The organism is Roseobacter sinensis (assembly GCF_025755255.1).
GTDB classification, from domain to species: domain Bacteria; phylum Pseudomonadota; class Alphaproteobacteria; order Rhodobacterales; family Rhodobacteraceae; genus Roseobacter; species Roseobacter sinensis.
In genome coordinates, this window is sequence record NZ_JALIEB010000005.1 from 178046 (window position 1) to 203226 (window position 25181).

The 25181-nt window shown below is 64.2% G+C and carries 22 protein-coding genes; 9 read left to right on the plus strand and 13 right to left on the minus strand.

What is annotated here, in order from left to right; translation table 11 throughout:
- Positions 1-82 precede the first annotated feature (82 nt).
- From MUB52_RS10245 to MUB52_RS10255, 3 genes are read right to left on the minus strand one after another with little or no spacing between them, the layout of a single operon-like run.
- The gene (locus MUB52_RS10245; protein WP_263844119.1) at positions 83-1246 is read right to left on the minus strand and encodes a lytic murein transglycosylase; all 1164 of its coding nucleotides are present in this window, start codon (positions 1244-1246) and stop codon (positions 83-85) included.
- Positions 1246-2169 (minus strand): adenosylcobinamide-phosphate synthase CbiB, encoded by a 924-nt coding sequence (gene cbiB, locus MUB52_RS10250; protein WP_263844120.1) that lies wholly within the window; start codon positions 2167-2169, stop codon positions 1246-1248. Before cbiB ends, MUB52_RS10245 begins: the two co-directional genes overlap by 1 nt.
- Positions 2166-3119 carry a threonine-phosphate decarboxylase gene (locus tag MUB52_RS10255; protein ID WP_263844121.1) on the minus strand — a complete coding sequence of 318 codons (954 nt, stop codon included), beginning with the start codon at positions 3117-3119 and terminating at the stop codon, positions 2166-2168. The genes cbiB and MUB52_RS10255 overlap by 4 nt, the downstream gene beginning before the upstream one ends.
- A gap of 196 nt (positions 3120-3315) precedes the next feature.
- Between MUB52_RS10255 and MUB52_RS10260 the strand changes: the two genes are divergently transcribed.
- Positions 3316-3696, plus strand: a complete 381-nt coding sequence (locus tag MUB52_RS10260) for a response regulator (RefSeq protein WP_263844122.1) — start codon at positions 3316-3318, stop codon at positions 3694-3696.
- Positions 3697-3710: 14 nt separating this feature from the next.
- Here MUB52_RS10260 and MUB52_RS10265 read toward each other — a convergent pair whose 3' ends face one another.
- Positions 3711-4685 (minus strand): glutathione S-transferase family protein, encoded by a 975-nt coding sequence (locus MUB52_RS10265; protein WP_263844123.1) that lies wholly within the window; start codon positions 4683-4685, stop codon positions 3711-3713.
- Positions 4686-4868: 183 nt separating this feature from the next.
- On the opposite strand from MUB52_RS10265, the gene MUB52_RS10270 reads away from it, so the two are divergent.
- Positions 4869-5231: a hypothetical protein gene (locus tag MUB52_RS10270; protein WP_263844124.1), complete on the plus strand. Its 363-nt coding sequence runs from the start codon at positions 4869-4871 to the stop codon at positions 5229-5231.
- A 114-nt stretch (positions 5232-5345) separates the two neighbouring features.
- Here MUB52_RS10270 and MUB52_RS10275 read toward each other — a convergent pair whose 3' ends face one another.
- Positions 5346-6539: a MalY/PatB family protein gene (locus MUB52_RS10275; protein ID WP_263844125.1), complete on the minus strand. Its 1194-nt coding sequence runs from the start codon at positions 6537-6539 to the stop codon at positions 5346-5348.
- Positions 6540-6637: 98 nt separating this feature from the next.
- Here MUB52_RS10275 and def (MUB52_RS10280) point away from each other — a divergent pair, with 98 nt between their 5' ends.
- The 4 genes from def (MUB52_RS10280) (at position 6638) to MUB52_RS10295 (ending at position 8900) form a co-directional block, all read left to right on the plus strand.
- Positions 6638-7156: a peptide deformylase gene (def, locus tag MUB52_RS10280; protein WP_263844126.1), complete on the plus strand. Its 519-nt coding sequence runs from the start codon at positions 6638-6640 to the stop codon at positions 7154-7156.
- Positions 7153-7650: a peptide deformylase gene (def, locus tag MUB52_RS10285; protein WP_263844127.1), complete on the plus strand. Its 498-nt coding sequence runs from the start codon at positions 7153-7155 to the stop codon at positions 7648-7650. The genes def (MUB52_RS10280) and def (MUB52_RS10285) overlap by 4 nt, the downstream gene beginning before the upstream one ends.
- A gap of 94 nt (positions 7651-7744) precedes the next feature.
- Entirely contained in the window at positions 7745-8650 is a 906-nt protein-coding gene (gene fmt, locus MUB52_RS10290) for a methionyl-tRNA formyltransferase (protein WP_263844128.1), read from the plus strand.
- A gap of 13 nt (positions 8651-8663) precedes the next feature.
- A complete protein-coding gene (locus tag MUB52_RS10295; RefSeq protein WP_263844129.1) occupies positions 8664-8900 on the plus strand; it encodes a hypothetical protein in 237 nt (78 codons plus the stop codon).
- A 2-nt stretch (positions 8901-8902) separates the two neighbouring features.
- Here MUB52_RS10295 and MUB52_RS10300 read toward each other — a convergent pair whose 3' ends face one another.
- From MUB52_RS10300 to MUB52_RS10325, 6 genes are all read right to left on the minus strand, one after another.
- A complete protein-coding gene (locus MUB52_RS10300; RefSeq protein ID WP_263844130.1) occupies positions 8903-12067 on the minus strand; it encodes an efflux RND transporter permease subunit in 3165 nt (1054 codons plus the stop codon).
- A 1-nt stretch (position 12068) separates the two neighbouring features.
- Positions 12069-13199, minus strand: a complete 1131-nt coding sequence (locus MUB52_RS10305) for an efflux RND transporter periplasmic adaptor subunit (protein WP_263844131.1) — start codon at positions 13197-13199, stop codon at positions 12069-12071.
- A gap of 117 nt (positions 13200-13316) precedes the next feature.
- The gene (locus tag MUB52_RS10310) at positions 13317-13976 is read right to left on the minus strand and encodes a TetR/AcrR family transcriptional regulator (RefSeq protein ID WP_263844132.1); all 660 of its coding nucleotides are present in this window, start codon (positions 13974-13976) and stop codon (positions 13317-13319) included.
- Between the two features lies 1 nt (position 13977).
- Positions 13978-15519, minus strand: coding sequence for a trimethylamine methyltransferase family protein (locus tag MUB52_RS10315; RefSeq protein WP_263844133.1), 1542 nt, complete (start codon positions 15517-15519; stop codon positions 13978-13980).
- Entirely contained in the window at positions 15516-17918 is a 2403-nt protein-coding gene (locus MUB52_RS10320; RefSeq protein WP_263844134.1) for a GcvT family protein, read from the minus strand. The genes MUB52_RS10315 and MUB52_RS10320 overlap by 4 nt, the downstream gene beginning before the upstream one ends.
- Before the next feature lie 110 nt (positions 17919-18028).
- Positions 18029-18682, minus strand: a complete 654-nt coding sequence (locus tag MUB52_RS10325; protein ID WP_263844135.1) for a class I SAM-dependent methyltransferase — start codon at positions 18680-18682, stop codon at positions 18029-18031.
- A 93-nt stretch (positions 18683-18775) separates the two neighbouring features.
- Here MUB52_RS10325 and MUB52_RS10330 point away from each other — a divergent pair, with 93 nt between their 5' ends.
- On the plus strand, positions 18776-19678 hold the full coding sequence (locus tag MUB52_RS10330) for a LysR family transcriptional regulator (RefSeq protein WP_263844136.1): 903 nt from the start codon (positions 18776-18778) through the stop codon (positions 19676-19678).
- A gap of 77 nt (positions 19679-19755) precedes the next feature.
- Here MUB52_RS10330 and MUB52_RS10335 read toward each other — a convergent pair whose 3' ends face one another.
- Positions 19756-21768 carry a peroxidase family protein gene (locus tag MUB52_RS10335; RefSeq protein ID WP_263844137.1) on the minus strand — a complete coding sequence of 671 codons (2013 nt, stop codon included), beginning with the start codon at positions 21766-21768 and terminating at the stop codon, positions 19756-19758.
- 260 nt (positions 21769-22028) lie between these two features.
- Here MUB52_RS10335 and MUB52_RS10340 point away from each other — a divergent pair, with 260 nt between their 5' ends.
- Positions 22029-22814, plus strand: a complete 786-nt coding sequence (locus tag MUB52_RS10340; RefSeq protein WP_263844138.1) for a FadR/GntR family transcriptional regulator — start codon at positions 22029-22031, stop codon at positions 22812-22814.
- On the opposite strand, the gene MUB52_RS10345 is transcribed toward MUB52_RS10340, so the two are convergent.
- Positions 22800-23465, minus strand: coding sequence for a DUF1028 domain-containing protein (locus MUB52_RS10345; protein WP_263844139.1), 666 nt, complete (start codon positions 23463-23465; stop codon positions 22800-22802). The two genes, MUB52_RS10340 and MUB52_RS10345, sit on opposite strands and share 15 nt — an antisense overlap.
- 104 nt (positions 23466-23569) lie before the next feature.
- On the opposite strand from MUB52_RS10345, the gene MUB52_RS10350 reads away from it, so the two are divergent.
- Positions 23570-25147 (plus strand): ABC transporter substrate-binding protein, encoded by a 1578-nt coding sequence (locus MUB52_RS10350; RefSeq protein ID WP_263844140.1) that lies wholly within the window; start codon positions 23570-23572, stop codon positions 25145-25147.
- Positions 25148-25181 lie beyond the last annotated feature (34 nt).

Genomic DNA, 25181 nt, shown 5'->3' on the forward strand with positions numbered 1-25181 from the left:
GTCGTAGAGTGGCAAACCTGAATGAATGTTGCACTGGGAAGATTAGATGCCCGCCGGTAAAGAAAGGTAAACGCGACGACCGTCAAAGCCGTGACAGCAGCGCCGGCGTGGGCCAGGCGTCAGCGGGCAGGCCGAGGCGTTTCTGCTCGGCCTGTACCGCGGCGCGGCTGCGAGCCCCGAGGATCCCATCGACTTTGCCTACGTCATGGCCACGTGCCTGAAGTTTGCGCTGAAGCTCCTTGATCTGTGCACCGCTGAGCCCCGGATCGGGATTGCCGGCGTCGTAGACCGGTGCGCCCTCGAGCCGCGTGCCGAAGTAGGCGGCCGTCAGAACATAGGTAAAGCTTTGATTCCATTCGAAATAGACGCGGAAATTTGGATAGGCCAAGAAGGCCGGGCCTTTGTGTCCCTGCGGCAGCAGGAGCGAGGCGGGCAGACCGCGCGCGAGGCTGCCATTGCGCGCACGCACACCGAGCGCTTCCCATTCTGCGGCGGACTTCTGCGTTCGCAGACCGCTTTGCGACCAGTCCATGTCAGCGGGTACCGTGACTTCCTGCAGCCAGGGCTCACCGGCGCGCCAGCCCAGGCTTTGCAGCATCTTGCCGCCGGACATCAGCGCATCGACTGCCGAGGTCTTTAACGAAACCTTACCGTCGCCGTCGCCATCGACCCCGTTTTCGATAATGTCGCGAGGCAGCATCTGCACCATGCCGATCTCCCCGGCCCAGGCGCCGGTCGTCCTGCGCGGATCGAGCGCGCCCTGTTCAAAGAGCTCCAACGCCGCGAAGACCTGCGGGCGGAAAAGGTGCGGGCGCCGGCAATCATGCGACAGGGTCACCAGCGCGTTGACAGTGTTGAAATCGCCCTGAAACCCGCCGTAATCGGTCTCAAAGGCCCAAAAGGCAAGAAGGACACCGCGGCTCACGCCATAGGTTTGCTCGATCCGGTCGAAGACTGCGTCGTATTTCTGCGCGTTGCTCTGGCCGCGCCGCAAGCGATCCGCCGAGATGAGGCGCTGAGAGAAATCGAGGAACGGGCGCTGAAAGACGCCCTGCGCCCGGTCGGCCTTCAGTACCGCGGGATCCTGACGCACGCCGGAGAAGAATTGCTCCACCGCGGCGCGCGCATGGCCTTTTTGGACCGCCTCTGCCTTAAGATCGTTGACGAAACCGGAGAACGACCCACCGCAGGCCTGCGCGAGGCCGGGCAGGAGGACGGCAAGAGCAGCGATCAGGGGTAGGCGCATCAGAGGTCTCCAACGAGTTGCAACACAAGAACAACGACGCAGAGCGCGACGAACAGCGCCCATGCGCGCCACAGCATCGCGATACTTGCGTCGATGTCCACAGGCGTCAGCAGTTTACGGCCGGTCGCGTTAACAAAGGGGAAATCGCGCAGCGTGCCGTCATAGGCACGTGGTCCGGCCAGTGCGATGCCGAGCGCACGCGCCATCGCCGCTTCGGGCCACCCGGCATTGGGCGAGCGGTGCCGGCGCGCGTCGGACCTGATGCCGCGGGCCTCAGTCGCACGACCCGTCAGGGCGATGAGCCCGGCCGTCAACCGGGCCGGAATGAGGTTCAGAAGATCGTCCAGCCGTGCAACCGCCCAACCGAAATCCTCGTGGCGTGGCGTGCGGTAGCCGATCATGCTGTCGCCGGTGTTGATGAGCTTGTAGGTGATCACGCCTGGCAGCCCAGCGAGCAAGAACCAGAAGGCAGGCGCGATGACCCCATCGGAGAGGTTTTCCGCAGCACTTTCGATGGCGGCTCGGGCGGTCTGGCTCTCATCCATGGCGGCGGTGTCCCGGCTGACGATCCGGGCCACGGCGCGGCGGCCTTCGGGGAGTGAGACGCGCAACCCATCCGCGACCTCGGCCACATGTTCGACCAGAGAGCGCTGCGCCAGCAGCACAGCGGTGGCCAGAACTTCTGCGAGCGGCCCCAGCCAGCTCAGAGCAGTGCCGATCAGGAGGCCGGTGAGGACGAGCAGGACGGCACAAAGCGCGCCCTTAGCGCGCCGGGCGGCGCCTGCGTTGAGCAGGCGCTCGAGGCCGCCCACGAGGCGACCCATCAGCACGGCCGGGTGCGGCACCCGATCCCACAGCCAGCGCGGCTCGCCCAGGACGGCGTCGAGCAGCAGGGCGCCGATCAGCAGTGCGGCTGTCGTCATGCCAGTGCGGCCTCGAGGCGCGGCCAGTGTAAGCTATGCGGCAGGCCGAGGCGCAGCCAACGTGGATTGTAGGGGAAGATCCGGCTCCAGATCCGATGGGTGGCGAGCCGCTCCTGCCAGATGGCGGCATCCTCGACCTCGTAGAGCCGAAAGAGCGTGGTGCCGCCACGGACTCGGGCGCCGGCGATCTGCATCAGCGCATCAAGACGCGCCGCATCCTCGGCGAGCCGGGCGCGGGTCTCTCGCGCCCAGTCCACATCGGTGAGGGCGGCAGTGCCGATGTGCAATGCCGGTCCGGAAACGGGCCAGGGGCCCAAGGCTTCGCGCAGCATGTCGATGAGGCCCGGGTCGCCTGCGACAAAGCCGAGACGCATCCCCGCGAGGCCCCAGAATTTGCCAAAGCTCTTCAGGATCAGGATGCCAGGCTGTGTGGCGAGCGTCATCAGCGAACAGGTCGGCGCGACGTCGCAAAAGCTTTCGTCGATCAGGGTGAGGTCTGCATCGGGCGAGGGCAGCGTCTCCGCCGTCATAAGCTTGCCATCGGGGTTGTTCGGATGCACCACCACCCGCGCAGCGGCAGGCGTATCCTCCACCTGTCGCCAGCCATGGGCGGCGAAGGCGGCCGCGTGCTCGTTGTAGGTGGGCCCCGGAATGCAGACCGTGGCCGGAGGCCGCAGCTGCGGGACCCGCGCGATGAGTGCCGAGGCACCGGGCGCAGCGAGCAGATCAGCGGTGTCGGGGACGCCCCAGAATGCTCGGGCGGCATCGATCAGAGCCGCTTCAGCGGCGCGATCGGGCAGGGCCGTCCAGGCGTCGGCCGGTAACACAGGAACCGGGTAGGGATGCGGATTGATACCTGTCGACAGGTCGATCCAGCCGATTCGTTTTCCCCCGAACCGAGCGATTGCAGCATCGAGGCCGCCGCCATGGTCGCGTTTACATTTCGTCAACAATCAGCCCCAAACCCAAGGAACGTGGCGCAAAACCGCAGTTTTGCCCCTCGCAGAAAGCGGAAATCAGCCGGTTAATCAAGTCTGACCGCAAATCATAAAGTTGTCGTGGATTGCTTAATCGTTTGTTAACCTTTGAGGCAGACCAAGATGTTACAGAGTGCAACAATTCCGGATCATCCGGGATGGAGGACAGATGAAGGTTCTGATTGTCGAGAGCCAAAACGATCTGGCTCAAATCTGGCAGAAGCATTTGGAGCGCATGGGCATGAGCGTGTCGCTTGCGCTTGGCCAAACCGAGGCCATTCGCCATCTCAGCACCCATGGCACGGACATCATCATCATGGATCTCGTTCTCACGGATGGGTCCGCACTCGCCGTAGCGGATTATGCGAGTTATCGCCAACCCGAGGCGAAGGTGATCTTCGTCACCAATACGTCCTTCTTTTCGGATGGCTCGATCTTCTCGCATGCCACAAACGCCTGTGCCTTCGTGCAAAGCGCAACCCCGCCCGAAGACCTCGCGGCGATGGTCGAACACTACGGTGCGCCGACGCAGCAGTCCGGCGCGGCCTGAGGCGCTGGCGCACGCTAGCCGCGCCCATGCGGTTCGGTGAAATCGAGGTCCGGCCCGATGGGGACGATGCGGTGCGGGTTAATCGTTTCGTGACTGTAGTGATAGTGGCGGATGATATGCGCGAAGTTGACGGTCTCGGCCACGCCGGGGGTCTGATATAGTTCGCGCGTATAAGCCCAAAGATGCGGGTGGTCGACAAGGCGCTTGCGGTTGCATTTGAAATGCCCGTGATAGACCGGATCGAAGCGGACCAGCGTGGTAAAGAGACGCCAGTCAGCTTCGGTGAGCCGGTCACCCATGAGATAGCGGTTGCCGGCGAGCCGGCCCTCGAGCCAGTCAAGTGTTTCGAACAGCGGGGTGATAGCCGCGTCATATGCCTCTTGGGTGGTGGCGAAGCCGGCTTTGTAGACGCCGTTGTTCACGGTGTCATAAATACGGTCGTTCACCGGTGCGATGGCGTCGCGCAACTCTTCCGGCCAGTAGTCATCGGTGTTGCCGGTGAGCCCGTCGAAGGCGGAGTTGAACATGCGGATGATCTCGGAGCTTTCGTTGCTCACGATGGTTTCGCGCTCCTTGTCCCAGAGGATGGGCACGGTCACGCGACCGGAGATCTGCGGGTCGGCCTTGAGGTAGATATCCCGGGCGAACGGCAGTCCATAGAGCTTATCTCCGGTGGCGCCGTGATCATCGGTTTCGAATGTCCAGCCGTCGCCCAGCATGTCGGGATGCACGACGGAGACCGAGATATGATCGGTCAGTTCCTTGAGATGCCGGAAGATCAACGTACGGTGTGCCCAGGGGCAGGCATGGCTGACATAGAGGTGATAGCGCCCCGAATCGGGTGTGAACCCGCCGATGCCCGAGGGGCCAGCGGCACCGTTTGCCGTGATCCAGTTGCGGAATTTCGCCTCCGAGCGCTTGAATTTTCCACCTGTCGATGCCGTGTCATACCACTTGTCACGCCAGACGCCGTCTACGAGTAAGCCCACCCGCATTCTCCTTCATTGCTTGGCCGAAACCTACGGGTCCGACGCACGCCGTACCAGCCCGGCAGATGCGCAGCCCCTCTGCGCTGCCGCACAAGGTCGGTGCTGTGCCATAAAAACTTAACTTGATTTTTAAGGACTGCGGGCATCATCTAGGAGCAGGGGGTGCTGTAAGGTTGTAACGATATGGAAGCGATTTTTTCCAAAGAGATTCAAGCAGGTCTGGATCAAGCCCGACTGGACGCGTTGAAGAAGTCAGCGCGGTTGCGGGTCTCTGCAGACGGTGCGATCCACCCGGTTTTGCGCATGTGGAAGACGGGGTTTGTGCTGGAAAGCGAAGCGCCCCCTCTGCGCGGTCTGGTGGATCTTTACGATGGAAGTATCCATCTGTTTCAGTGCCTGATCGTCACCAGCGATGACGAGGATGGCGAGCGACGCTACGAGTTCAAACGTGCCACGGCCGTGTCGGAAAAGCCGGCGGTCGATTTCGAGATACCTGACGACACGCCGGCAGGGCTGATCGAAGACACGCGCGAGCACGGCACCTAGAGCATCCCAGCCACGCCCGCTCGGGATCGGATGCCCCGCCTCGTCCCAGGGCGGGTCGGCCCGGAGCTGGGTGCGACAGTGTGCTTCAGATTTTCCGGACGGGGCTGACGCGGATTACTGCAGATCTCCGAAGGCGCGGGCGAGCCGCGCACAGGCGTCCTTCACGCGTGCGCGCTGGGTGCCGATGTTGAAACGCATGAAGCTCTCGCCGCCGCTGCCGAAACTGGTGCCGTGATTGGCGGCGATCTCGGCGCCCTCCTGAATGCGCCGGATCACTTCGGCTTGCTCCATGCCGGTGCCCGAAAAATCCACCCAGGCGAGATAGGTGCTTTCCAGTGCCATCGACCGCAGACCGGGGATGGCATTGACCTCGGCGTCGAAGAGTTGGCGGTTGCCGTCGATATAGGCGACCAGATCATCCACCCAGGCGGCCCCCTCGGGGCTGTAGGCGGCGCGCGCCATGACCAGTCCGAAGGAGTTGGCCGACAGACCCAGGCCCGCCATGCGGCGCCCAAACTGCGCGCGCAGGTCCGGGTCTTCGATGATGACGTTGCCCGTGTGATGGCCTGCCAGATTGAACGTCTTGCTGGTGGCGGTCATCATGATCAGCCGGTCGGTGATCCCCTCGATCAGTGCGGCCGGGATATGGCTGTGGCCCGGCATGACCAGATCGTGGTGGATCTCGTCCGAGACGAGGATCAGGTCGTGGCGGCGCGCAAAGGCTGCAAGCGCGTCCAACTCGCTCCGGCTCCAGACCCGGCCGCCCGGATTGTGCGGCGAGCAGAGAATGATCATCTTCTCTGCGCCGGTCATCTGCGCATCGTAGGAATCGAAGTCCATTTCGTAGCGCCCGTCTGCGTTGACCAGCTTGCATTCGACGACCTCACGCTCCGCGGCTTTGATGACGCGGGCAAAGGCGTGATAGACGGGCGTGAAGAGGATCACCCCGTCACCGGGCTCGGTGAAGGCGTCGATGCAGAGCCCGGTGCCGTTCACCAGCCCGTGGGTGTTGAAGATCCACTCCTTCTCGATGTGCCAGCCGTGCCGCGTCTGCATCCACCACTGGATCGCATCACGATAGCTGCCTTCGTCGCCGTAGTAGCCATAGACCCCGTGGTCGATCATGCCTTGCAGAGCCTGCTGCACGCAGTCTGGCGGGTGAAAGTCCATATCGGCCACCCACATCGACAGGCCGGTGTCCGGCGACACGCCGTAAAGGCTCTGCATGCTGTCCCACTTGGCGCAATCGGTGCCGCAGCGGTCGATCAGCGTGTCAAAGCGGGTATCGAAGGGGGTGTCTAGGCTCATCGGGCTCTCCTGCTTCTGGCGCGCAAGCTAGCGGGAATCTCCGGCGCTGCAAGCCCGGTCGAGTTGCAGACGCTGTCCGGCTGACATACATCCGTTGCATGAAGAGAAAGATTCTGCTGCATCCCGATCCGCGCCTCAAGAAGGTGTCCGCGCCGGTCCCAGATCTGAGTGACGATCTGCGCGCTTTGGCCGATGACATGCTGGAGACCATGTATGACGCGCCCGGCGTCGGGCTGGCCGCACCCCAGGTCGGGATCTTGCAGCGCCTCGTGGTGATGGATTGCGTGAAGGGCGAGAATGAAGCACCCCGCCCGCTGATCATGTTCAACCCCGAGATCGTGTCGTCTTCGGACGAGACAAATGTCTACGAAGAGGGGTGTCTCTCGTTGCCCGAGCAGTTCGCCGATGTGACGCGTCCTGCGGAGGTCGAGGTGCGCTGGATCGATCGCGAGGGCAAGGCGCAGCAGGAGGTGTTCACCGGGCTCTGGGCCACCTGCGCGCAGCATGAGATCGACCATCTGGAGGGCAAGCTCTTCATCGACTATCTGAAGCCGCTCAAGCGCCAGATGATCACCCGCAAGATGGTCAAGATGAAGCGCGAGCTGGCGCGCACGTGAGCAGGCGCGCTTTGCTGCAATGGCCGGACGCGCGGTTGCGCGCCACGGCCGATCCGGTCGATGAAATCACCGATGAGATCCGTACCCTCTGGGAGGAGATGATCGAGACGATGGACGCGATGCCGGGGGTCGGCCTGGCCGCACCTCAGATCGGAGTGATGCTGCAGGTGGCCGTGGTGGATGCCTCCGACGCGCGCAACCGGCGGATCCGTCTGGCCAACCCCGAGATCCTCGATACCTCGGCCGTCATGAACGTGCATGACGAAGCGAGCCCCAATCTGCCGGGTGTCTCGGCCAAAGTGTCTCGCCCACGTGGCGTGGCGGTGCGCTATATGGATGAGACGGGGATGTACGTGCGGCGCGATTTCGCCGGTTTGGAGGCGACCAGCGTGCAGCACCAGATAGACCATCTTCAGGGACGGATGTATTTCGACCGGCTGAGCAAGGTGAAACGCGACATGCTGCTGCGCAAGGCCCGCAAGCTGCAGCGGTAAGGTGGCCTGAAAGCCCACCTCACCTGCCGGTGGCTGACCTCTGGGCTGGCAGGTGGGGTGGGCTTTCAGGCCACCCCGGGTAAGGAGTAACGATATGCGCGTGATCTTCATGGGAACGCCGGCATTTTCGGTTCCGGTGCTGGACGCCCTGGTGGCGGCGGGGCATGAGATCGCCTGTGTCTATTGCCAGCCGCCGCGCCCGGCCGGACGTGGCAAGCAGGAACGGCCGAGCCCCGTCCACCAGCGCGCGTTGGAGCTGGACCTGCCGGTGCGTACGCCCACGAACCTGAGAGATCCTGACGCGCAGGCTGCCTTTCGGGCGGTCAACGCCGATGTTGCGGTGGTCGTCGCCTACGGGCTGATCCTGCCGCGCGCGATCCTTGAAGCCCCCGCGCATGGCTGCCTCAACATCCATGCGAGCCTCTTGCCGCGCTGGCGCGGTGCGGCCCCGATCCACCGGGCCATCCTGGCGGGCGATGCGCAGACCGGTGTCTGCATCATGCAGATGGAGGCGGGTCTCGACACCGGTCCGGTGGTGCTGCGCGCTGCCGTCGACATCGGGCCGGAGGAAACCACCGCAGAGTTGCACGACCGGCTGAGCGCCCTCGGGGCTGGTCTGATCGTCGACGCGCTCTCGCAGATCAACGAGCTCGTGCCCGAGCCGCAACCCGACGACGGCGTGACCTACGCGGACAAGATCGAGAAGGCGGAGGCCCGCGTGGACTGGCACCGCCGCGCTCAGGACGTGGACCGCCTGATCCGCGGGCTCTCGCCCTTTCCGGGCGCCTGGACACTGGATGGCGAGACGCGCATCAAGCTGCTGGCCTCCCGCCTTGCCGAAGGTGAGGCGCCTGCGGGCACCGTCTTGACCGATCCGCTGCGCGTGGCCTGTGGTGAGGGGGCGGTCGAACTCCTCCGCTTGCAGCGCGCGGGCAAAGGGGTGCAGGATGCCGAAGATTTCCTGCGCGGCTGGCCCATGCCCGCGGGCAAGCAGTTGTAGAGGAGCACGCCCCATGTTTCCAACGATCATCGGCACCGTGGTGATTGCGGGCATCGTCGGCTATCTCTGCGAGAAGACCGGCTTCACGCACAACGGCGTGCTGCAGAGCATCGTGATCTGCGTCGGCGGTGCCTTCGTCTTCTACTTCATCACGCTCATGTTCGGCATCGGCTTCCGCAGCCCAGGCGTGAACGCCATCGTCGCTTCAGTCGGCGCACTGATCATCGTACCGTTTCACTGGCGGAGGTAGCGTTACTCCGCCGGGCTCTTGCTGAGCGCGGCGTCCTCGTCGGTGCGCGGCGCTCGCACGCAGAGCCGCAACAGCGGTGGCACCGTGAGAAGCGTCAGAAAGGCTGACATCGATAGCCCGCCGACAACCACGGCGCCCAAGCCGCGATAGAGCTCGGAACCCTCACCGGGGATCAGTACCAGTGGCAGCATCCCGAAGACGGACGTCAACGTCGACATGAAGATCGGCCGGATCCGGTTGCTTGTCGCCTCCTCGATGGCGGCGATGGGGGCCATGCCTTCCTCGCGTAGATGATAGAGCGTCTGGTGCACGATCAGGATTGCGTTGTTCACCACGATGCCCACGAGGATGATGAAGCCAAGCAAGGTGAGCATATCCAGCGGCTGGGTCTGGTAGGTGTTCAAGAGTGCGAGCCCGCCCACACCGCCGGCCGCAGCGACCGGGACCGAAATCAAAATCACCAGCGGCAGCACGAAGCTCTCGAAGAGGATCGCCATCACCAGGAACACGATTATCAGCGCCACGGCGAGGTTGATCTGGATCGCGTCCCAGGTCTGGCTGAGCTGGTCTGCCGTGCCGGAGACGCTCATGCGGATACCATTCGGCAGGCCCTGTTCTTCGAGCACATCGACCACTTCGGTCTGCAAGAGCTCCACGGCTGCTTCCAGTGGCAGCGCGTCGGACGGACGGACCTCCAGCGTGACGGTCCGCAGCCGGTCGCGGTGACGGATCTCGGTCGGCCCGGCGGTGACAATCACATCGGCGAGTGCCGTGACAGGGACGATCTGGCCCGAGGGGGTGACCACGGGGTAGTTGCCGATATCCTGCGTGCGCTGCGCCAGCTGCAGCCCCGGATCGCCCTTGAGCATCAGGTTCAGACGTTCGGCGCCTACGGTGATCTCGGCGATGCGCAGCCCGTCGTTGAAGGCGTCCACTGTCACTGCCAGATCGGAGGCCGTGAGCCCCGCATCGGCCAGCCGCAGCCGGTCGGGGACCAAACGCACTTCCGGCGCACCCAGCTCGAGGCCAGGGATGGGCCGGAATTGGTGCCCTTCCGAGCGCGGCAGCAGGCCGGAAATCGTGCCGGCGGCCTGGCCAGCCACGGAGAGGATGTCATCGAGATCCTGGCCCGAGATATTGAGCTCGATCGTGCGCCCACCGCCCACACCGCGCCCGAAGAGGGAGGGTTGCGTCATGAAGCCGAAGGTGCCAGGCTCGGCGAAGATGGGGCCGGAGAGCACGGGAATGAGCTCGCCCGCGCGGGTGCCATCCACGGCGGCAGCACCCACGAAGCTGGTGCCTGTCAGCGCCACGAAGAAGAAGTTCTCGATGGTCGGCGTGCCGTCCTCCATCGCCGGCTCGGGGGCTGCTTCCCAGAGCGGGCGTGCGACATTCTCGATGCGCTGTGCGATGGTCTCGGTGGTATCGAGATTGTAGCCAGGCGGTGGGATGATCAGCCCGAAGACGAGATTGCGGTTGCCTTCCGGCAGGTACTCGAGGCGCGGCAGGAACAAGACGCTGGCGATGGCGGCCCCGCCTGCGATGGCGGCAACCATCATCAGGCCGATGGCGCGGAAGCGGACGGTCATGCGCACGTAGCGCATGACCAGCCCGTGAAACCCGCGTGCGAGATGGTCCAGCCCCCAGATGCGCATCGTCACCTGCTGGCCCTGCTTCAGCAGCCGGCTGGCCAGCGCGGGGATCACCGTGACAGCAACGACAAGCGACAGCAGCACGGAAACGGAGATTGCCACGGCGATATCGCGGAAGAGCTGGCCCGCTTCCAATTGCATGATCAGGATCGGGATGAAGACCAGCACGGTGGTCAGGGCGGAAACGAGGATCGCGCCCCAAACCTGCTTGGCGCCTTTGTAAGCCGCCTCGCGACGCGTCAGCCCCTGTTCGCGCAATCGGTAGATGTTTTCCAGCACAACGATGGCGGCATCGACGATCATGCCAACGGCAAAGGCGATGCCCGCAAGCGAGATCACATTCAGCGTGCGCCCGGTTGCGGCCATGGCCACGAAGGTGGCGACGATACTGACGGGGATGGCCAGGCTGACGACCACGGTCGCCCTCAGACTGCGCAGAAACGCCATCAGTACGATGGCCGCGAGCACGCCACCGATCCAGATGTTCTGGGTCACCAGGCTGATGGCGCCGTTGATGTAGACCGTCTCGTCATAAACCTGCCGCATCTTCAGGCCCGCCTCGGCAACTGGGCCCTCATCAAGCTGGGTCAGCACAGCGCGCACCGCGTCCATGGTCTCGATGACGTTGGCGCCAGGCTCGCGCACGATGTTGAACGCAAGCCCCGGTTCGCCGCGGAACCGCAGGCGCGCGCGCGGCTCTTGGAAGGAGAAGCTGACCTCCGCGACATCGCCCACGCGCACCCGTCCCGAGCCGCCTGTGCCGATCTCGGAGCGCAGCACCACCTCCTCAATGGCGGCAACGGTGTTGAGATTGCCCTCGGCGCGCACGACGTATCGGCGCTTGCCCTCTTCCACATCGCCGGCGGAGAGCGAGATGTTCTCGTTGCGCAAGATGCGCACAACATCGGGAACCGTGAGATCGAAGCGCGCAAGTTGTCTCGGGTCGACCACCACCTGCAGTTCCTGCGTGACACCGCCGAAGACATTGACCGCCGAGACGCCTTCGATGCGCTCGATGCGGTCCTGGATCACGTCCTCGACGAAATCGCCGTAGGTGGGCATGGCGCGGGTGTTGCCCTCCTGCGCGGTCAGCAGCACCCAGGCGATGGGGCTGTCGTCCGATCCGGAGGTATCGAGCGACGGCTCGCCCGCCTCATCCGGGTAGTCGCCCACCCGGTCAAGCCGGTTCGAGACCAGCAGCAGCGACTGGCTCATATCGGTGCCAATGCCGAACTCCAGCGTGACCTCGGCCTCGCCGGTCTGCGCGCGCGACGTCATCACGTCGAGCCCTTCGAGCCCGCGCAGCGCCTCTTCCTGCGGGTTGATGATCTCGCGCTCGATCTCGGAGGGCGCGGCCCCGGGCCAGTTGGTGGTGATCACCACGATGGGTTTGCGCACATCGGGTGCAAGCTGAATGGGGATGCGGGTGACGGCGATGACGCCGAATAGAACGGCCATGACAACCGCGGCCATGACGGCGACGGGTCGGTCGATTGCAAAGCGAATGATATCCACGTCAGCCTCCGTTCGTCGGATCGCCCATCGGTGCGATGGGCTGGCCAGGGCGCAGCCGTTCGTTGCCGCGGGTTACAACCGTGTCTCCCTCGGCAAGTCCGCTGAGCACCTCGAAGCGGTCTCCCAGCGCCACCCCGATCTGCACCGGGCGCGGCTGGGCCTGACCGTCTTCGGCGACAAAGACCGTCCAGCCGCCGCGCGCCTGCACCAGCGCGTCCTTGGGCACGGACAGCACCTCGCGGGGCGCGCTGATCGGGATGGAGACGGTGACGGACTGGCCAATGGCGGTCGTTTGCAGCCCGGTCAGTTGATCTGAGGTGAAGCGGACGGGTCGCGTCCGCGTCGCGGTTTCCTCAACCGGCAGCAGCACCCGGACGGTCAGCGCCAGCTCTTCACCCGCGTCGGTCACGCCCTCGACCGCGAGACCTGGCTTTAGAACGCGGATGTATCTCGAGGGCACGCTCGCCTCGATCTCGAAGGAGGTGGTGTCGAGCAGTGAGACCACCGGCGCGCCGGCGCTGATGAATTCACCGGGGTTCACGTTGACCTCGAGCACGATGCCGGAGAAGGGCGCGCGGATCAGGGCCCGGTCGAGCTCGTAGCTTGCTTCAGCGGCATTGGCCTCGGCCGTCTTCAAGCGCGCTTCGGCCTCGGCGAGCTGGCCCTGAGCCTCCAAGAAGTCGCTTTGCGCCTCGTCGAACCGGCTCGATGAGAAGGAGGTGGTGCCGCGCAGCCCCTCGATCCGGGCCAGAGCCTTGGTCGTGCGGTCGACCTGGGCTTCGGCGGTGGCAATGCCGGCGCGCGCCTCGGCAAGGCCGGCCTCGGATTGGCGCGCAAGGATTTCCAGCAGTTCGGTGTCGAGCTCGGCCAGGATGTCACCTTGGGAAACTGCAACACCTTCGAGGACATGCACGGTATCGACTGTGCCCGCAATGCGACTGGCGACGGTGCCTTCACGCGAGGTCACCACCTCGGCAAAGAGCGGCACGGTCTCGGCGATGGTCTTGATTTCGACGGTTTCAACGCCCACCGACGCGGGGCCGCCCTGCGCCATCGCTGGTTGAATAGTGGCGCAGACTGCGACTGCGGCGGTCAGCAGACGCAGCAGGCGGAGGAGGGCGGTCGCAGTCATGGAAGGGCCTTTCCGTGCGGGGCGCTGCTGGTTGCGGCAGGATGTAGCGCGCGTCGGGTGCTTTCAAATAACACTTAAGTGCGCGGAGGTATTCGCAAAAGTGCGCATCGCAAAAGCCTATTTCGGATTTTCGCCAGCATCGACCGCACGTGCATAAGCGATAAGCGCATCCACCTCGCTTTGCAATGGCGCCTGCCCGGTGAATCCGATGAGATAGCTGGGCACGAGGCGGTTGCGCGCCTCCATCGGCTCGTTCAGCTGCGCGTCGTCGTAGCCGATCTGCATGTAATAGAGGATGCGCGCGCGGGCGATGGCTTCCAGTTCGGGGCACCCGAAGCGCGCGAACATGGCGCGCAAGGCCTCGAGCCGCTCTGCTTCGGAGGCCTGCAGGACTGCCCGCACATCCGGCGCGCGGCGCGCCCAGTCGCGGATCGCGAAATCCAGCCGCGTGTCGAAGAGGGCGGGGTTGATCACACAGCGAAAGACATTGCCGACCGCTTCGGTGATTGTCTGGGCAGGTCGTTCGGCCATGGCGACAATTGCCGCGGTGTTGGTGCGTTGCCAGTGTTCCAAAAGCGCGCGCAGCAGGTCCTTGCGGGACGTAAAATACCAGTAGAAGCTGGACCGTGAGACCTGGAGCTGCACGCCCAGCGGCTGAATCTTGACGCCTTCCACCCCGCTCTTCAGAAGCGCGGCCAGGGCCGCGTCGAGCCAGTCTTGGCGGGTCACCTTCACATTGCCGGTCGGTTCGGCGGCTTTGTCCTGTGTCGCGTTCACCTCAGCTCTCCGGCGGGGCGCCGCCCGCCTCGGACCGGGTGCGGATGTCCGCGCGCAAGCGGGCAAGCGCGTCCGCGTCGACGGTGGGGCCGGAGGTCTCGGCCAGGATCTGCTTCCAGATGCCGGTGGCACGGCTCGTGGTGTCGATGGCGCCGCGCTCCTGCCAAGTGCCGAAATTCGAAAGCTCCGCGACGAGCGGCTGGTAGAACGCTGTCTGGTAGCGGTCCATCGTGTGAGCCGTGCCGAAGAAGTGGCCCCCGGGTTGGACATCTTCGAGCGCGTCAAGGGCGATCTCTGCCTCCTCGGCCGGCGTTTCGGCGCAAAGCTCGGCCACCATCTGCACGACTTCCAGATCCGTGATCAGCTTTTCATAAGAGACTGTCAGCCCGCCTTCGAGCCATCCCGCGGCGTGGATCACCACCGTGGCCCCCGCGAGCAGGCAGCCCCAGGTGCCGAACTGGGTCTCATTGGCGGCCTGCACGTCATTGAGGTTGGCGACCGAGCCGCTGGCGCCGCGCCAAGGCAGGCCGATGAACCGCGCGAGCTGCCCTGCGGCGAGGCTCGCCTTGAAGTGTTCCGGCGTGCCGAAGGCGGGCGCGCCCGATTTCATGTCGACGTTGGAGGTGAAGGTGCCATAGCAGACAGGTGCCCCGGGGCGCACGAGCTGGGTCAGGGTGATCGCCGCGAGCGCCTCGGCGTGACTGAGCGTGATTGCACCGGCCACGGTGATTGGCGCCATCGCACCCATGAGCGTGAAAGGGGTTACGATGCTGACCTGCCCCGCCTTGGCGAAGTCCATGAGCCCCTGCGCCATGGGTCGGTCGAGCGTGCGCGGCGAGTTGGTGTTGATGATCGTGTAGCAGTGGCTTTCCGCGGCGAACTCCGCATCCGACAGCCCGCGGAAATCGCGCAGCATCTCGAAGCTTTGCGCAACCTGTGGGCTTCCGCGCGCGAAGATGAAGGGTACCTTGTCCGAGAGCGAGAGCTGCGCATCCAGCGTCGCATAGTGGCGCATGTGCATGGGCACATCCTGAGGCTCGATCAGCGGCGGCACCATGTGCAGCACGTCGAAATGCTGGGTGAGCTGCACCAGCTCGCGAAAGTCGCGTTCGGTGCCCGGACGGCGCCCGCGCTCGAGATCAGTGGCATGAGGAGCGCCGGCACCGGGCTGGAAGACCAGGTTGCCAAGCTCGAGCATGATGTCGCGCTCGCGCACCGCGCCGCGCACCGGGATCTGTCGCGGCGCGCTGGCCAGTGCCGCGAACACCATCTCGCGCCCGATATGCACCATCTCGGTGTTCTCATGGACGGTGGCGCCACCGGATTTGTAGGCCTTGCGCGCGTCGGGCAACAGCACCTTGGTGCCGAGCCGCTCCAGCACATCCAGTGCAGCCTCGTGGATCGCTTCGATCCTGTCGTCCGAGAACACCGGCATGGGCGGGAACGGGTTGCGCAGGCGGCGATAGTCAACCTTACGCTTAGCAGGCGGGCTTCCACCGCCCCGGCGTGTGCGCCGCCGCCCGGTTGTCTCGGCGACGGTCATACGCGCATGACCCGGCCCTCCGGATCGTAGGGCGACGGCGGGATGACCTTGGCCGCGCGCTCGACACCCACCACATGCACGCTCAGTGCCGTATCCGGCTTGGCATGTTCGGTGTTCACCAGTGCCATGGCCAGCGATTTGCCCAGGGTGTGACCGTAGGCGCCGGACGTCACGAACCCCACCTTCTCCTCCCCCGCCCAGATCGGTTCATAGCCGCTGGCATCCGCGTCTTCGGCCTCGATCTCCAGCGTCACCTGGATTTGCGCCGGACCGTTCCCGTCGCGCTCGGCACGTGCTGCGGTTTTGCCGACGAAGTCTTTCTCCCAGTCGATCCAGCGGTCCATGGCGGTCATGCCCGGTGTGTAGCCTTGCGTGAATTCCGCGTTCCAGATGCCGAAGCTCTTCTCGATCCGCAGGCTGAGGAGCGCGTTGAAGCCGATCTCGCGGATGCCCTCGCCGGCACCGGCCTCCAGCAGGATGCGGCGCAGGGTGGCGTGATCGCCCGCGCGGCAGTGGATCTCGTAGCCGAGCTCGCCCGTGACCGAGAGACGCCCCACCTTGCAGCGCAGCGGGCCGATGTCGAAGGCCCCGCAGCCCATGAAGGGCAGCTCGCCCACCGGCCCGTCTGTCAGCTTCTCGATCACTGTTTTCGAAGCCGGCCCCGAAAGCGAGAAGCCCGCCGTGTCTTCACCCAGATCGCGGACGGTGACGCCCTCGTCCATGTGGTCGTTGAACCAGCGCAGGTGCCAGGCGCGGAGGTAATAGCTGCCCATGATCCACCAGGTTCCGTCGCCCCAGTTGAAGATGGTGAGGTCGCCCTTCAGACGGCCATCCTCGGCCAGCATGGGCGCCAGTCGGGCCCGGCCCGGTTTTGGCAGTTTCGAGGCCATGATCCGGTCGAGCCAGCTTTCCGCATTCGGGCCGGACACCTCGAAACGCGAGAATCCGGTGATGTCCAGAAGCCCCACCGCCTCCCGGACCGCCTTGCACTCTGTCGCGACGATGTCATGCGCGTTGGAGCGTTTCAGAGAGGGGGTCTCCGCAAAGCCCGGCTCGGCAAAGTAGAGCGGCACCTCCAGATCCCAGCTCTGACCCCATTGGCAGCCCACCGCCGTCATATCCGCGTAGGCGCCTGCGGTTTTCAGCGGGCGGCCCGCGGGCAGTTGCTCGTTCGGATAGGTCATCACGAAACGGCGGGAGTAGAACTGGCCCGTGGTCTCCTTGATGTATTGCTTGTTCTCGGCCCAGACACCGTAGCGGGCCACATCCATGCCGTAGACATCCGCCTCGGGCGCACCGTGGATCATCCACTCGGCCAGCGATTTGCCGACCCCGCCGCCTTGCAGGAAACCGGCCATCACCGCGCAGGCAGACCAGTAACCGCGCTTGCCCGGCACCGGACCCACCAGCGGGTTGCCATCAGGCGAGAAGGTGAAGGCGCCGTTGACCCAGGTCTTGACGCCGACCTCCTGCAGGCACGGGTAGCGCTCGAACCCGAGGGTCAACTCGTGCTCGATCCGGTCTGGGTCCTCCTGCTGGAGTTCGAACCCGTACTCCCAGGGTGCGCCATCCATCATCCAGTGCTGGTGGTCGATCTCGTAGATGCCCAGCAACACGCCCTTCTGATCCTGCCGCAAATAGGTGAACCCTTCGAGATCCACCGTCATGGGCACCTCGAAGTCGATGTCTTCCAACTGCGGAATGGTGTCGGAAATCAGGTAGTGGTGATTGAGCGGCGAGACCGGCAGCTCGATGCCCGCCATCCGCCCGACCTGCTTGGCCCAGAGACCAGCAGCGTTGACCACATGTTCGCAGGTCACGGTGCCTTTCTCGGTCACCACCTCCCAGCCCTGCAGGGTCTGGTTCAGCTCCAGCACGCGGTTGTGCTCGATCACCTCGGCGCCGTGTTTCTTGGCGGCCCCGGCATAAGCGTGCACCGTGCCTGTGGTGTCGATATAGCCTTCGCGGTCGGCCCACATGCCGCCCAGCAGGCCGTCACCCGACATGATCGGGTTGAGCGCGATCGCCTCTTCGACCGTGACAAGCCGGCAATCCTCGATCCCGATGGACTGGAAGGTGCGGTAGGCCGACTGCAGCCACGCCCACCGGTCGGGCGTGCCTGCCATAGTCAGACCGCCGGTCATGTGCAGCCCGATGTTCTGGCCGCTCTCCGCCTCGATGTCGCTCAGCAGGTCGATGGTATAGGCCTGAAGGGCTGCGATGTTCGGGTCCGCATTCAGCGCGTGGATGCCGCCTGCCGCGTGCCAACTGGACCCTGCGGTCAGAACCGAACGTTCGATTAAGCAGACATCGCTCCAGCCCAGCTTGGCCAGATGGTAGAGCACGGAGGCGCCGACAACGCCGCCTCCGATCACAACAACGCGGTACTGCGACTTCATGGCGACCCCTCCCGACGATCCCGATCCGAGCACTGGACAGTGCTGTACATTACTCTCCAAACGTTAAGAGTAACTGTGGCGATCCGTCAAGATGTTCCTGTCGCGGCGGGTCAGCCTGGCTTGCGGGCGACGATGAAAATCGCGATTTTCTTACCCGGTTGCCAGGATGTCTCGATCTCGAAGCCGGCCTCGCGCACCATTCGCTCCAGGTCGTGCGGCCCCAGGAACAAGACGTGCGGCAGCAGTCCGAGAGCCTTGCCGAGCCGTGCTATGGGCCAGAACCACCACATGCCGGTCTTCAGGCAAACCGTACTAGAGTGGAAGGTGCCGCCGGGTGTGAGCATCTCGAAGCTCTTGTTGACGGCGGCCCGCGGGTCCTTCAGCAGATGCAGGATGCTCATGGCGAGCACCGCGTCATAGCGGCCCTCGGGCGGCTCGAAATCCTCGATCCGGTTCTGCACGAAGGTCACATTCTCAACGCCTTGCGCCTGCGCCTTGTCTTCGGCGATGGCGATCATCTGGGCCGAGACATCGAAGGCCAGCACGTGCCTGACGTGGGCTGCGTGGGTCAGCGCCGTCGTACCGGTCCCGCAGCCGAATTCGAGCATCTCCATCTCGGGGCGCAGATGGGATTGCGTGATCTCCAGCTTGCGCGCGTAGGCGGCCGGATCGGCGACCGGACGCTTGGCATAGCCCGGCGCAACCCGGTCCCAGAAGCGCGCGTCGCGCGCGCTGCTCGTCTGAAGGGGGTTTGAATAGGTCATCTCTGTCACCGTGGATCATTCTGCGCCCTCGTGTACCTCTGCATGATACGTGAATAAATTGACGAAATGCGCTTATTTGATATGCATTTTTGCATGGACTGGCGATCAATGAAGTTCGACTGGAATCGCGCCCGCGCCTTTCTGGTCACGGCCGAAGAGGGCTCGCTTTCTGCCGCAGCACGTGCGCTGGGGCTCACGCAGCCGACGCTCGGGCGGCAAGTTGCCGCGCTGGAGGAAGAGCTTGGCGTGCTGCTCTTTGATCGGGCGGGGCGTGGTCTGACGCTGACGGACAACGGGCTCGAGCTGGTTGATCACGTGCGCGCGATGGGCGAGGCGGCCAGCCATGTGTCCATGACCGCTTCGGGCCAGTCGAGGTCGGTGGAGGGCACGGTGCGGATCACCGCGACCGAGGTGGCGTCGGCTTTCATGTTGCCCGCGATGATCGACCGGTTGCGCGCGGCGCATCCGGGTATCGAGGTGGAGCTTGTGGCAACCAACCTGCTGCGGGATCTGCGTCGGCGCGAAGCGGATATCGCGATCCGCACAGTGCGCCCGACAGACCCGCAACTCATCGCGCGGAAACTGCCGTCCGAAGTGGCGCGACTCTATGCCAGCCGGACCTACCTGGACACGCACGGGCCCTTCGACGCGCCGGAAGATCTCTCCGAGGCGCAATTCATCGGGTTCGAGGACAATGTGCCCTTCATCGAGTTTCTCAACGGGATGGGTCTTGGCCTCGCCGAGCGACAGTTTGCGGTGCGCACGGCCGTGCATCTGGTGCACTGGGAGATGGTACGTCAGGGCCTTGGCATCGGCGTCATGCTCTCCCGTGTGGGGGACGCCGATCCGACGGTCGCGCGGGTGGTGTCCTGGCTCGATCCCTTTGAATTCGAAGTCTGGCTGGTCGCCCACCGGGAGGTGAACTCTAGCCGCCGGGTGCGTCTCGTGTTCGACTGGCTCGTGAAGGAATTTTGCGCACTGCCGCCTGCAGTCTGATCCCCGAGGCGCAACGCGTGCCTGCTGCGTCGCCCGCCGGGCCAGGCGCCCGAGGCGGGCGCCTGGCCCGGCGGGCGCTACTCCCGGACCCAGCCGGGTTGCGTCATACCGACGAAACCAAGCGTTTCCGGCGCCGGCACATTGCGCAGCACCAGATCGCGCATGGACCTGCAGGTGGCGATCTGCTCCCAGCCGTAGTTCGAGAAAGTCGGGTGCTCGGCCTCCGGATCCTGCGGTGGCTTGAAGACATGTTCCGACAGCAACGGGTTCGTCAGCGCCTGCGAAAACGCATCGAGGGCCACGAAGGAGAGGATAGTCCGGGGCAGCGGCGCATTCTTGACCCGGTCTTCACAGAAAAGGCCGACGAAGAAGTCGACCTTGTCCACATCGCCGTAGGTCTCCATGAGGATGCGGGCGACTTCGGGGTCCGAGGAGATCTCGGCCATGCTCTCGATGGGCAGTCTCTTGAGGTATTCCAGATAATCGGCGAAGGGGCGCAGGCGGCAGGCGCGCCCCTGCCGGACCGAGGCCTCCTCGACATGCATCAGGAACGTCGTGGTGTTGCGTGGTCCAAGCTCGCCGGTGGCCTGGGCGCTCATGTCTTCGAACGCCTGGGCCAGGCCGCCGTCGAGCAGCGGTTTCATCTCCATGAAGTACGACGGGTTGGTCTTGTGGGTGGTCTCGCCCCAGCGGATTTCGTCTGGGATCAGCGCATGCCAGCGGTAGAGCAGGCTGAACTCGGTGGTGATCCAGTTCGGCCGGTTCCAGGTCGCGCCCCATGCAGCCTTTGGGTCGGCCTTGAGCCGAAATTCGGTCGGCGCGATGTGGTTGATGTAGTCCTCGACCACGATCTTGATGAACTGCACGATCACGATGTTCCGGGCCGTCTCGAAGACGCGGTCGTCATCCCAGTCAGGGTAACGTTCGCCCAATGCGCTGGCGAGGCGGTTGTGCTCGCGCAGCAGAACCGTGTTGATCATCGCCGTCTGAGGGACGGAATTGGCCCGGTCTCCGCCAAAGGCAAAGAGCCGCCCGCGCTTGGCGCGCACCTTCTCGGCCACATCCCGCTTGCCCTCGGCGTCGGCCTTTTCGATGGCCTTGTCGAGGTTGTCGAGCCCGAGCGGCTTGTCGAGCACCTCGAACTCGGGCTTGATCTTGTCGCCGTCGAAGAGGAAGGGGGCAAACTCCCCATCTTCCAGCATCTGGGACTTGAGCTTGCCGCGGTCTTCCGGCGTGGGCTCCTTCACCCGCAGTGCCAGCGTCTGGTCTTCCGTGCGACCATAGAGCGGGCAGAGATCGATATTATGGTTCGAGGTGTTCTTCTTGAGCCGATCCTCGACCGTCTCATCCGTCTGGGTTCGGATGAAGCCATCGGTCAGATACTGGGCGAAGGAGGGAAAGAGGCAGGTCGACTTCGGGCACATGCGCTGCGTGCCGGAGGTGCGCTCGAACAGCGGGCTGATGTCCTCCCATGCGGGCAGGCTCTCCTGATCGAGCGGTGAGACGCCGAGATGCCGCGCGCTCCATTCCGTGTCCGTGAGACTGGCCCAGGAGGTATAGTCGCTGCGGGTCGAGAAGGGATGCGGGCGATTGCGGACTTGCTTGACGATCCGGTTGATCACGATCCGGTTGATCAGGGCATCGAGCGGCGGCACCTTCTCGATCAGCCCCACGAGCCAGGGCACATTGAGCAACCCCATAAGCAGGTCACCGATCTGGCCGGTCAGACGGCGCAGAAAGAGCTCGACCGTGCGGGATTTCTTCAACTGGCCGTAGAAAGCGCGGAAGATCAGCGGAAAGACCAGGATGTACCAGAGCTGGCCTTGCCAGGGCTGATCCAGCACGACGATCGACCACAGACCGACGATCACGCTGGATATCGTAAAAATCCACCAGCCGTGCTGGCGGCCGCGCCACATCTTGAAGATACCGAAGAGGCTGGCCAGAAAGACGGGCACCAGCAAGAGCCGCGCGCCGTCCCCCGGAAACTGGGTGAGATGGCGCATCATCTGGTAGAGCATCACTGCTCCGATGAGAGCGCAGGCGGCTGTGAGAAAGGTTTTTTGCTGCGATTGAGCGCGCGTTGCCATGATCAATCCTCCGGCACGGTCTAAAATGGGTCACTAAAATACCGGCTATTTCACACCAAAACGACGCGTTTTTCTAGTTTTGATTGAGGTTGTCGATCCGCCAGGGCGCGTGGCGCTCTGTCTGGCTCTGCGCTCGGGGTGGCGCTGGCGTGCTGAGATCGGCCAGGCGCGCTGGGTTTATCATGATCGATTATTGGTTCAATCCCGGCGCGCTTGGCGGTACAACGTCGGCAGCGTACCCAACAGGATCTGTCCCGCCCATGCCGCCGTCCTCGCCTCAATCCATGACCCGCGCACCGCGCCGCAGCAGACCGGTGCGCGTGGCGGATGAGATCAAGCAGTGGGTGGTCGAGCAGGATCTCCAGCGCGGCGATCGCCTGCCCGCCGAGCCCGAGATGATCGAGCGGTTCGGCATGGCCAAGGGCACGATTCGCGAGGCCATGCGCATTCTCGAAGCGCAAGGGCTGATCGAAACCCGCACAGGGCCGGGCGGCGGCAGCTTTGTGGGCGAAGTCTCGGCCGAGCGGGCGCGGGCGCTTCTTGGAAATTACTTCTACTTCAAAAATCTTACGATCGCCGATATCTATCAGGTGCGCCGGGTTCTGGAGCCCGAACTTGCGGCCTCGCTGGCGGGCAAGCTGACGGATGCGCAACTGGCCGAGCTTGAGGAGCTGGCCGACCAGTTTCCCGACCCGCCGCGATCTGCCGCGGGCGAGCGCGCGCATCACGTGGGTTCACTTGAGGTGCATGCGCGGCTGGCGTCCTTTGCGGACAACGAGCTTCTGGGATTTCTGATCGGTTTCATGTCGCAGATCCTGTCGGATTTGACGATCTATCGCCGTCTCTACAACCCGCCAAACATCGAGCTCTGGCGCAAGGGGCGGGAGTGCCATCAGCGGTTGCTGGTCGCGCTGCGCGATGGCGCCGCCGAGGAGGCGCGCGAGATCATGTTGGAGCATATGGAGGCTGCCGAGGCGATGATGATCACGCAAGAGGCCGAGGTGCAGCGCCGCTTCATGGCCGAGCAGCGTCTAGGCCGTCTTTGATCGGTAGGGGTCGTTGCGCGTGGGCACCACTTCGGTCCAGCTGACGTAGGGTTGCGAGGTGGCGCGGTCATAGAGCGCCTGCATGGCCTCGAGCGGATTTTCGGCATAGTCGATCCGCAGCGAGAGCGGCGCGTGATCGGCGTGCAGTTGCAGGAGTGCCGCGGATTTCAGGCCGCGAAGGTCACCGCCCGCTGCTGCGGCAGCCCTCAGGCCGGACAAAAGGCGCACGGCCATCGGGCCGTGGCCTTCGCGATACCCATCGCGGGCTGCCGTCAGAACTTTGGCACTTACCAGCATGTTGCCGCTGACCACAAGGCAGTCGGCGTCCAGCGCGCCTGCGTAAGCGATGCTGTCTGCGCCGGTGAAGCTTGCGGTGCCGCCTGTGCCGTCCAACACGCTGAGCTGCCGATGACTGCGCCCCGGATCGTCCTTGGTCAGCCGTGCGACGGTGTCTCGCGCCGAGAGCCCGGTGCCCATCAGGCTGAGCGCGTCTTCGCCCCAAAGCGTGCTGGGCGAGCTTCCCTGCGAGGCCGACAGACCGGACCGGACATCGCCGCGCAGCACCCATCCACCGACGCAAAGGCTGCCCGTTGTCGCGGCGCCTCCGAAAGTGCCCGAATTTACATCAAACGCGAGGAGGGAAATCGTCATATACTGACCTCGAGTGATTTTCCTTGTATTTATCATGAAAATTTGCAGCACTGCAATTAATCATGATAATTTCTAACCGGCATTCAACAGAGAGGACAACAGAAATGACAGTTTTGACATGGACGCGTCGCGGCGTACTGGCTGCGTTGGCTGCCCTCGGCCTGGCTTTCGGCGTCGCTGCGCCGCTCCTGGCGCAAACGCCGCCCGGTGTGCTGATCGTCGGACAGATCGCCGAGCCCAAGGCGCTCGATCCGGCGGCGGTCACGGCAGTGAATGACTTTCGCATTCTGATGAATGTCTATGACGGCCTGGTGCGCTACAAGGACGGCACGCTCGAGGTGGAACCGGCGCTCGCCACAGCCTGGGAGATCAGCGAGGACGGGACGGTCTATACCTTCACGCTGCGCGAGGGCGTGAGTTTTCACGATGGAAGCACCTTCGACGCCGAAGCCGTAAAGTTCAACTTCGACCGGATGCTGAAGGAGGATCATCCCTACCACGACACCGGACCCTTCCCCTTGGCCTTTTTCTTCTCCGCCGTGGAAGACGTCGCGGTCATTGACCCGCTGACTGTGCAATTCACGCTGAACGCCCCCTATGCGCCGTTCCTGTCAAATCTGGCTTATCCCACGGGGCTTATCGTCTCGCCGGCAGCCGTCATGCAACACGGTTCGGAGTTCGGCCGCAACCCCTCGGGCACCGGTCCCTTCACCTTTTCCGAATGGCGTAGCAATGAGGCCGTGGTGATCGAGGCCAACCCGGACTATTGGGATGGCGCGCCGGCGAGCCAAGCCGTCGTCTTCCGCCCGATCTCCGATGCGAACACCCGCACGGCCGAGATGCTGGCCGGCGGGATCGACCTGATGGTCGAGGTGCCGCCCGTGGCGCTTTCGGAGTTCGCAGGAGAGGCTTACACGCTGCATGAACAGGCGGGGCCGCATGTCTGGTTTCTGATCCTGAACGCCAAAGAAGGGCCCTTTGCCGATGTCCGCGTACGCCAGGCTGCGAACTATGCGATCAACAAATCGGCGATCGTGAACGATGTGCTGGAAGGTACCGCGGCGGTGGCGGCGGGCCCCACGCCGCCGGCCTTCGCATGGGCCTACAACGAGAGCTTGGAGCCTTATCCTTACGATCCCGAGAAGGCCAAGGCGTTGATTGCAGAAGCGGGCGCCGAGGGGGCGGAGCTGACATTCTATGTGACCGAAGGCGGCTCCGGCATGCTCGATCCAGTGGCCATGGGGACGGCGATCCAGGCCGATCTGAAGGCGGTGGGGTTCGATGTGACCATCGAAACCTACGAGTGGAATACTTTTCTCGGTGAAGTGAACCCGGGCCTGGAAGGCAAGGCCGACATGGCGCAGATGGCCTGGATGACGAACGATCCCGATACGCTGCCGTATCTGGCGCTGCGAACGGAGGCTTGGCCGGACAAGGGCGGGTTCAATTCGGGCTATTACTCCAATCCGGAGGTGGATAAGCTGCTGGAGGACGCGCGGTCTTCCACGGATCAGGCGCAGCGCGCGGCGCTCTATCAGGAAATGCAGAGCATCGTGCAGCAGGACGCGCCCTGGGTCTTTGTGGCCAACTGGAAGCAGAATGCGGTGACCTCGGACCGGGTTGAGAACTTTGCCCTTCAGCCATCTTTCTTTCTGCTGCTGAAGGACGTGGTGAAGAACTGAATTGGTTTCGGACCGGGCTGAGCCCGGTCCGACC

What these genes read in the sequence shown, in the direction of transcription:
- MUB52_RS10315 (WP_263844133.1), bottom strand. Translation starts at nt 15,519, where the DNA reads ATGACCGTCGCCGAGACAACCGGGCGGCGGCGCACACGCCGGGGCGGT.
- MUB52_RS10335 (WP_263844137.1), bottom strand. Translation starts at nt 21,768, where the DNA reads ATGGCAACGCGCGCTCAATCGCAGCAAAAAACCTTTCTCACAGCCGCC.
- MUB52_RS10345 (WP_263844139.1), bottom strand. Translation starts at nt 23,465, where the DNA reads ATGACGATTTCCCTCCTCGCGTTTGATGTAAATTCGGGCACTTTCGGA.
- MUB52_RS10320 (WP_263844134.1), bottom strand. Translation starts at nt 17,918, where the DNA reads ATGAAGTCGCAGTACCGCGTTGTTGTGATCGGAGGCGGCGTTGTCGGC.
- MUB52_RS10325 (WP_263844135.1), bottom strand. Translation starts at nt 18,682, where the DNA reads ATGACCTATTCAAACCCCCTTCAGACGAGCAGCGCGCGCGACGCGCGC.
- cbiB (WP_263844120.1), bottom strand. Translation starts at nt 2,169, where the DNA reads ATGACGACAGCCGCACTGCTGATCGGCGCCCTGCTGCTCGACGCCGTC.
- fmt (WP_263844128.1), top strand. Translation starts at nt 7,745, where the DNA reads ATGCGCGTGATCTTCATGGGAACGCCGGCATTTTCGGTTCCGGTGCTG.
- MUB52_RS10340 (WP_263844138.1), top strand. Translation starts at nt 22,029, where the DNA reads ATGCCGCCGTCCTCGCCTCAATCCATGACCCGCGCACCGCGCCGCAGC.
- MUB52_RS10305 (WP_263844131.1), bottom strand. Translation starts at nt 13,199, where the DNA reads ATGACTGCGACCGCCCTCCTCCGCCTGCTGCGTCTGCTGACCGCCGCA.
- MUB52_RS10350 (WP_263844140.1), top strand. Translation starts at nt 23,570, where the DNA reads ATGACAGTTTTGACATGGACGCGTCGCGGCGTACTGGCTGCGTTGGCT.
- MUB52_RS10295 (WP_263844129.1), top strand. Translation starts at nt 8,664, where the DNA reads ATGTTTCCAACGATCATCGGCACCGTGGTGATTGCGGGCATCGTCGGC.
- MUB52_RS10260 (WP_263844122.1), top strand. Translation starts at nt 3,316, where the DNA reads ATGAAGGTTCTGATTGTCGAGAGCCAAAACGATCTGGCTCAAATCTGG.
- def (WP_263844126.1), top strand. Translation starts at nt 6,638, where the DNA reads ATGAAGAGAAAGATTCTGCTGCATCCCGATCCGCGCCTCAAGAAGGTG.
- MUB52_RS10330 (WP_263844136.1), top strand. Translation starts at nt 18,776, where the DNA reads ATGGACTGGCGATCAATGAAGTTCGACTGGAATCGCGCCCGCGCCTTT.
- MUB52_RS10275 (WP_263844125.1), bottom strand. Translation starts at nt 6,539, where the DNA reads ATGAGCCTAGACACCCCCTTCGATACCCGCTTTGACACGCTGATCGAC.
- MUB52_RS10270 (WP_263844124.1), top strand. Translation starts at nt 4,869, where the DNA reads ATGGAAGCGATTTTTTCCAAAGAGATTCAAGCAGGTCTGGATCAAGCC.
- MUB52_RS10245 (WP_263844119.1), bottom strand. Translation starts at nt 1,246, where the DNA reads ATGCGCCTACCCCTGATCGCTGCTCTTGCCGTCCTCCTGCCCGGCCTC.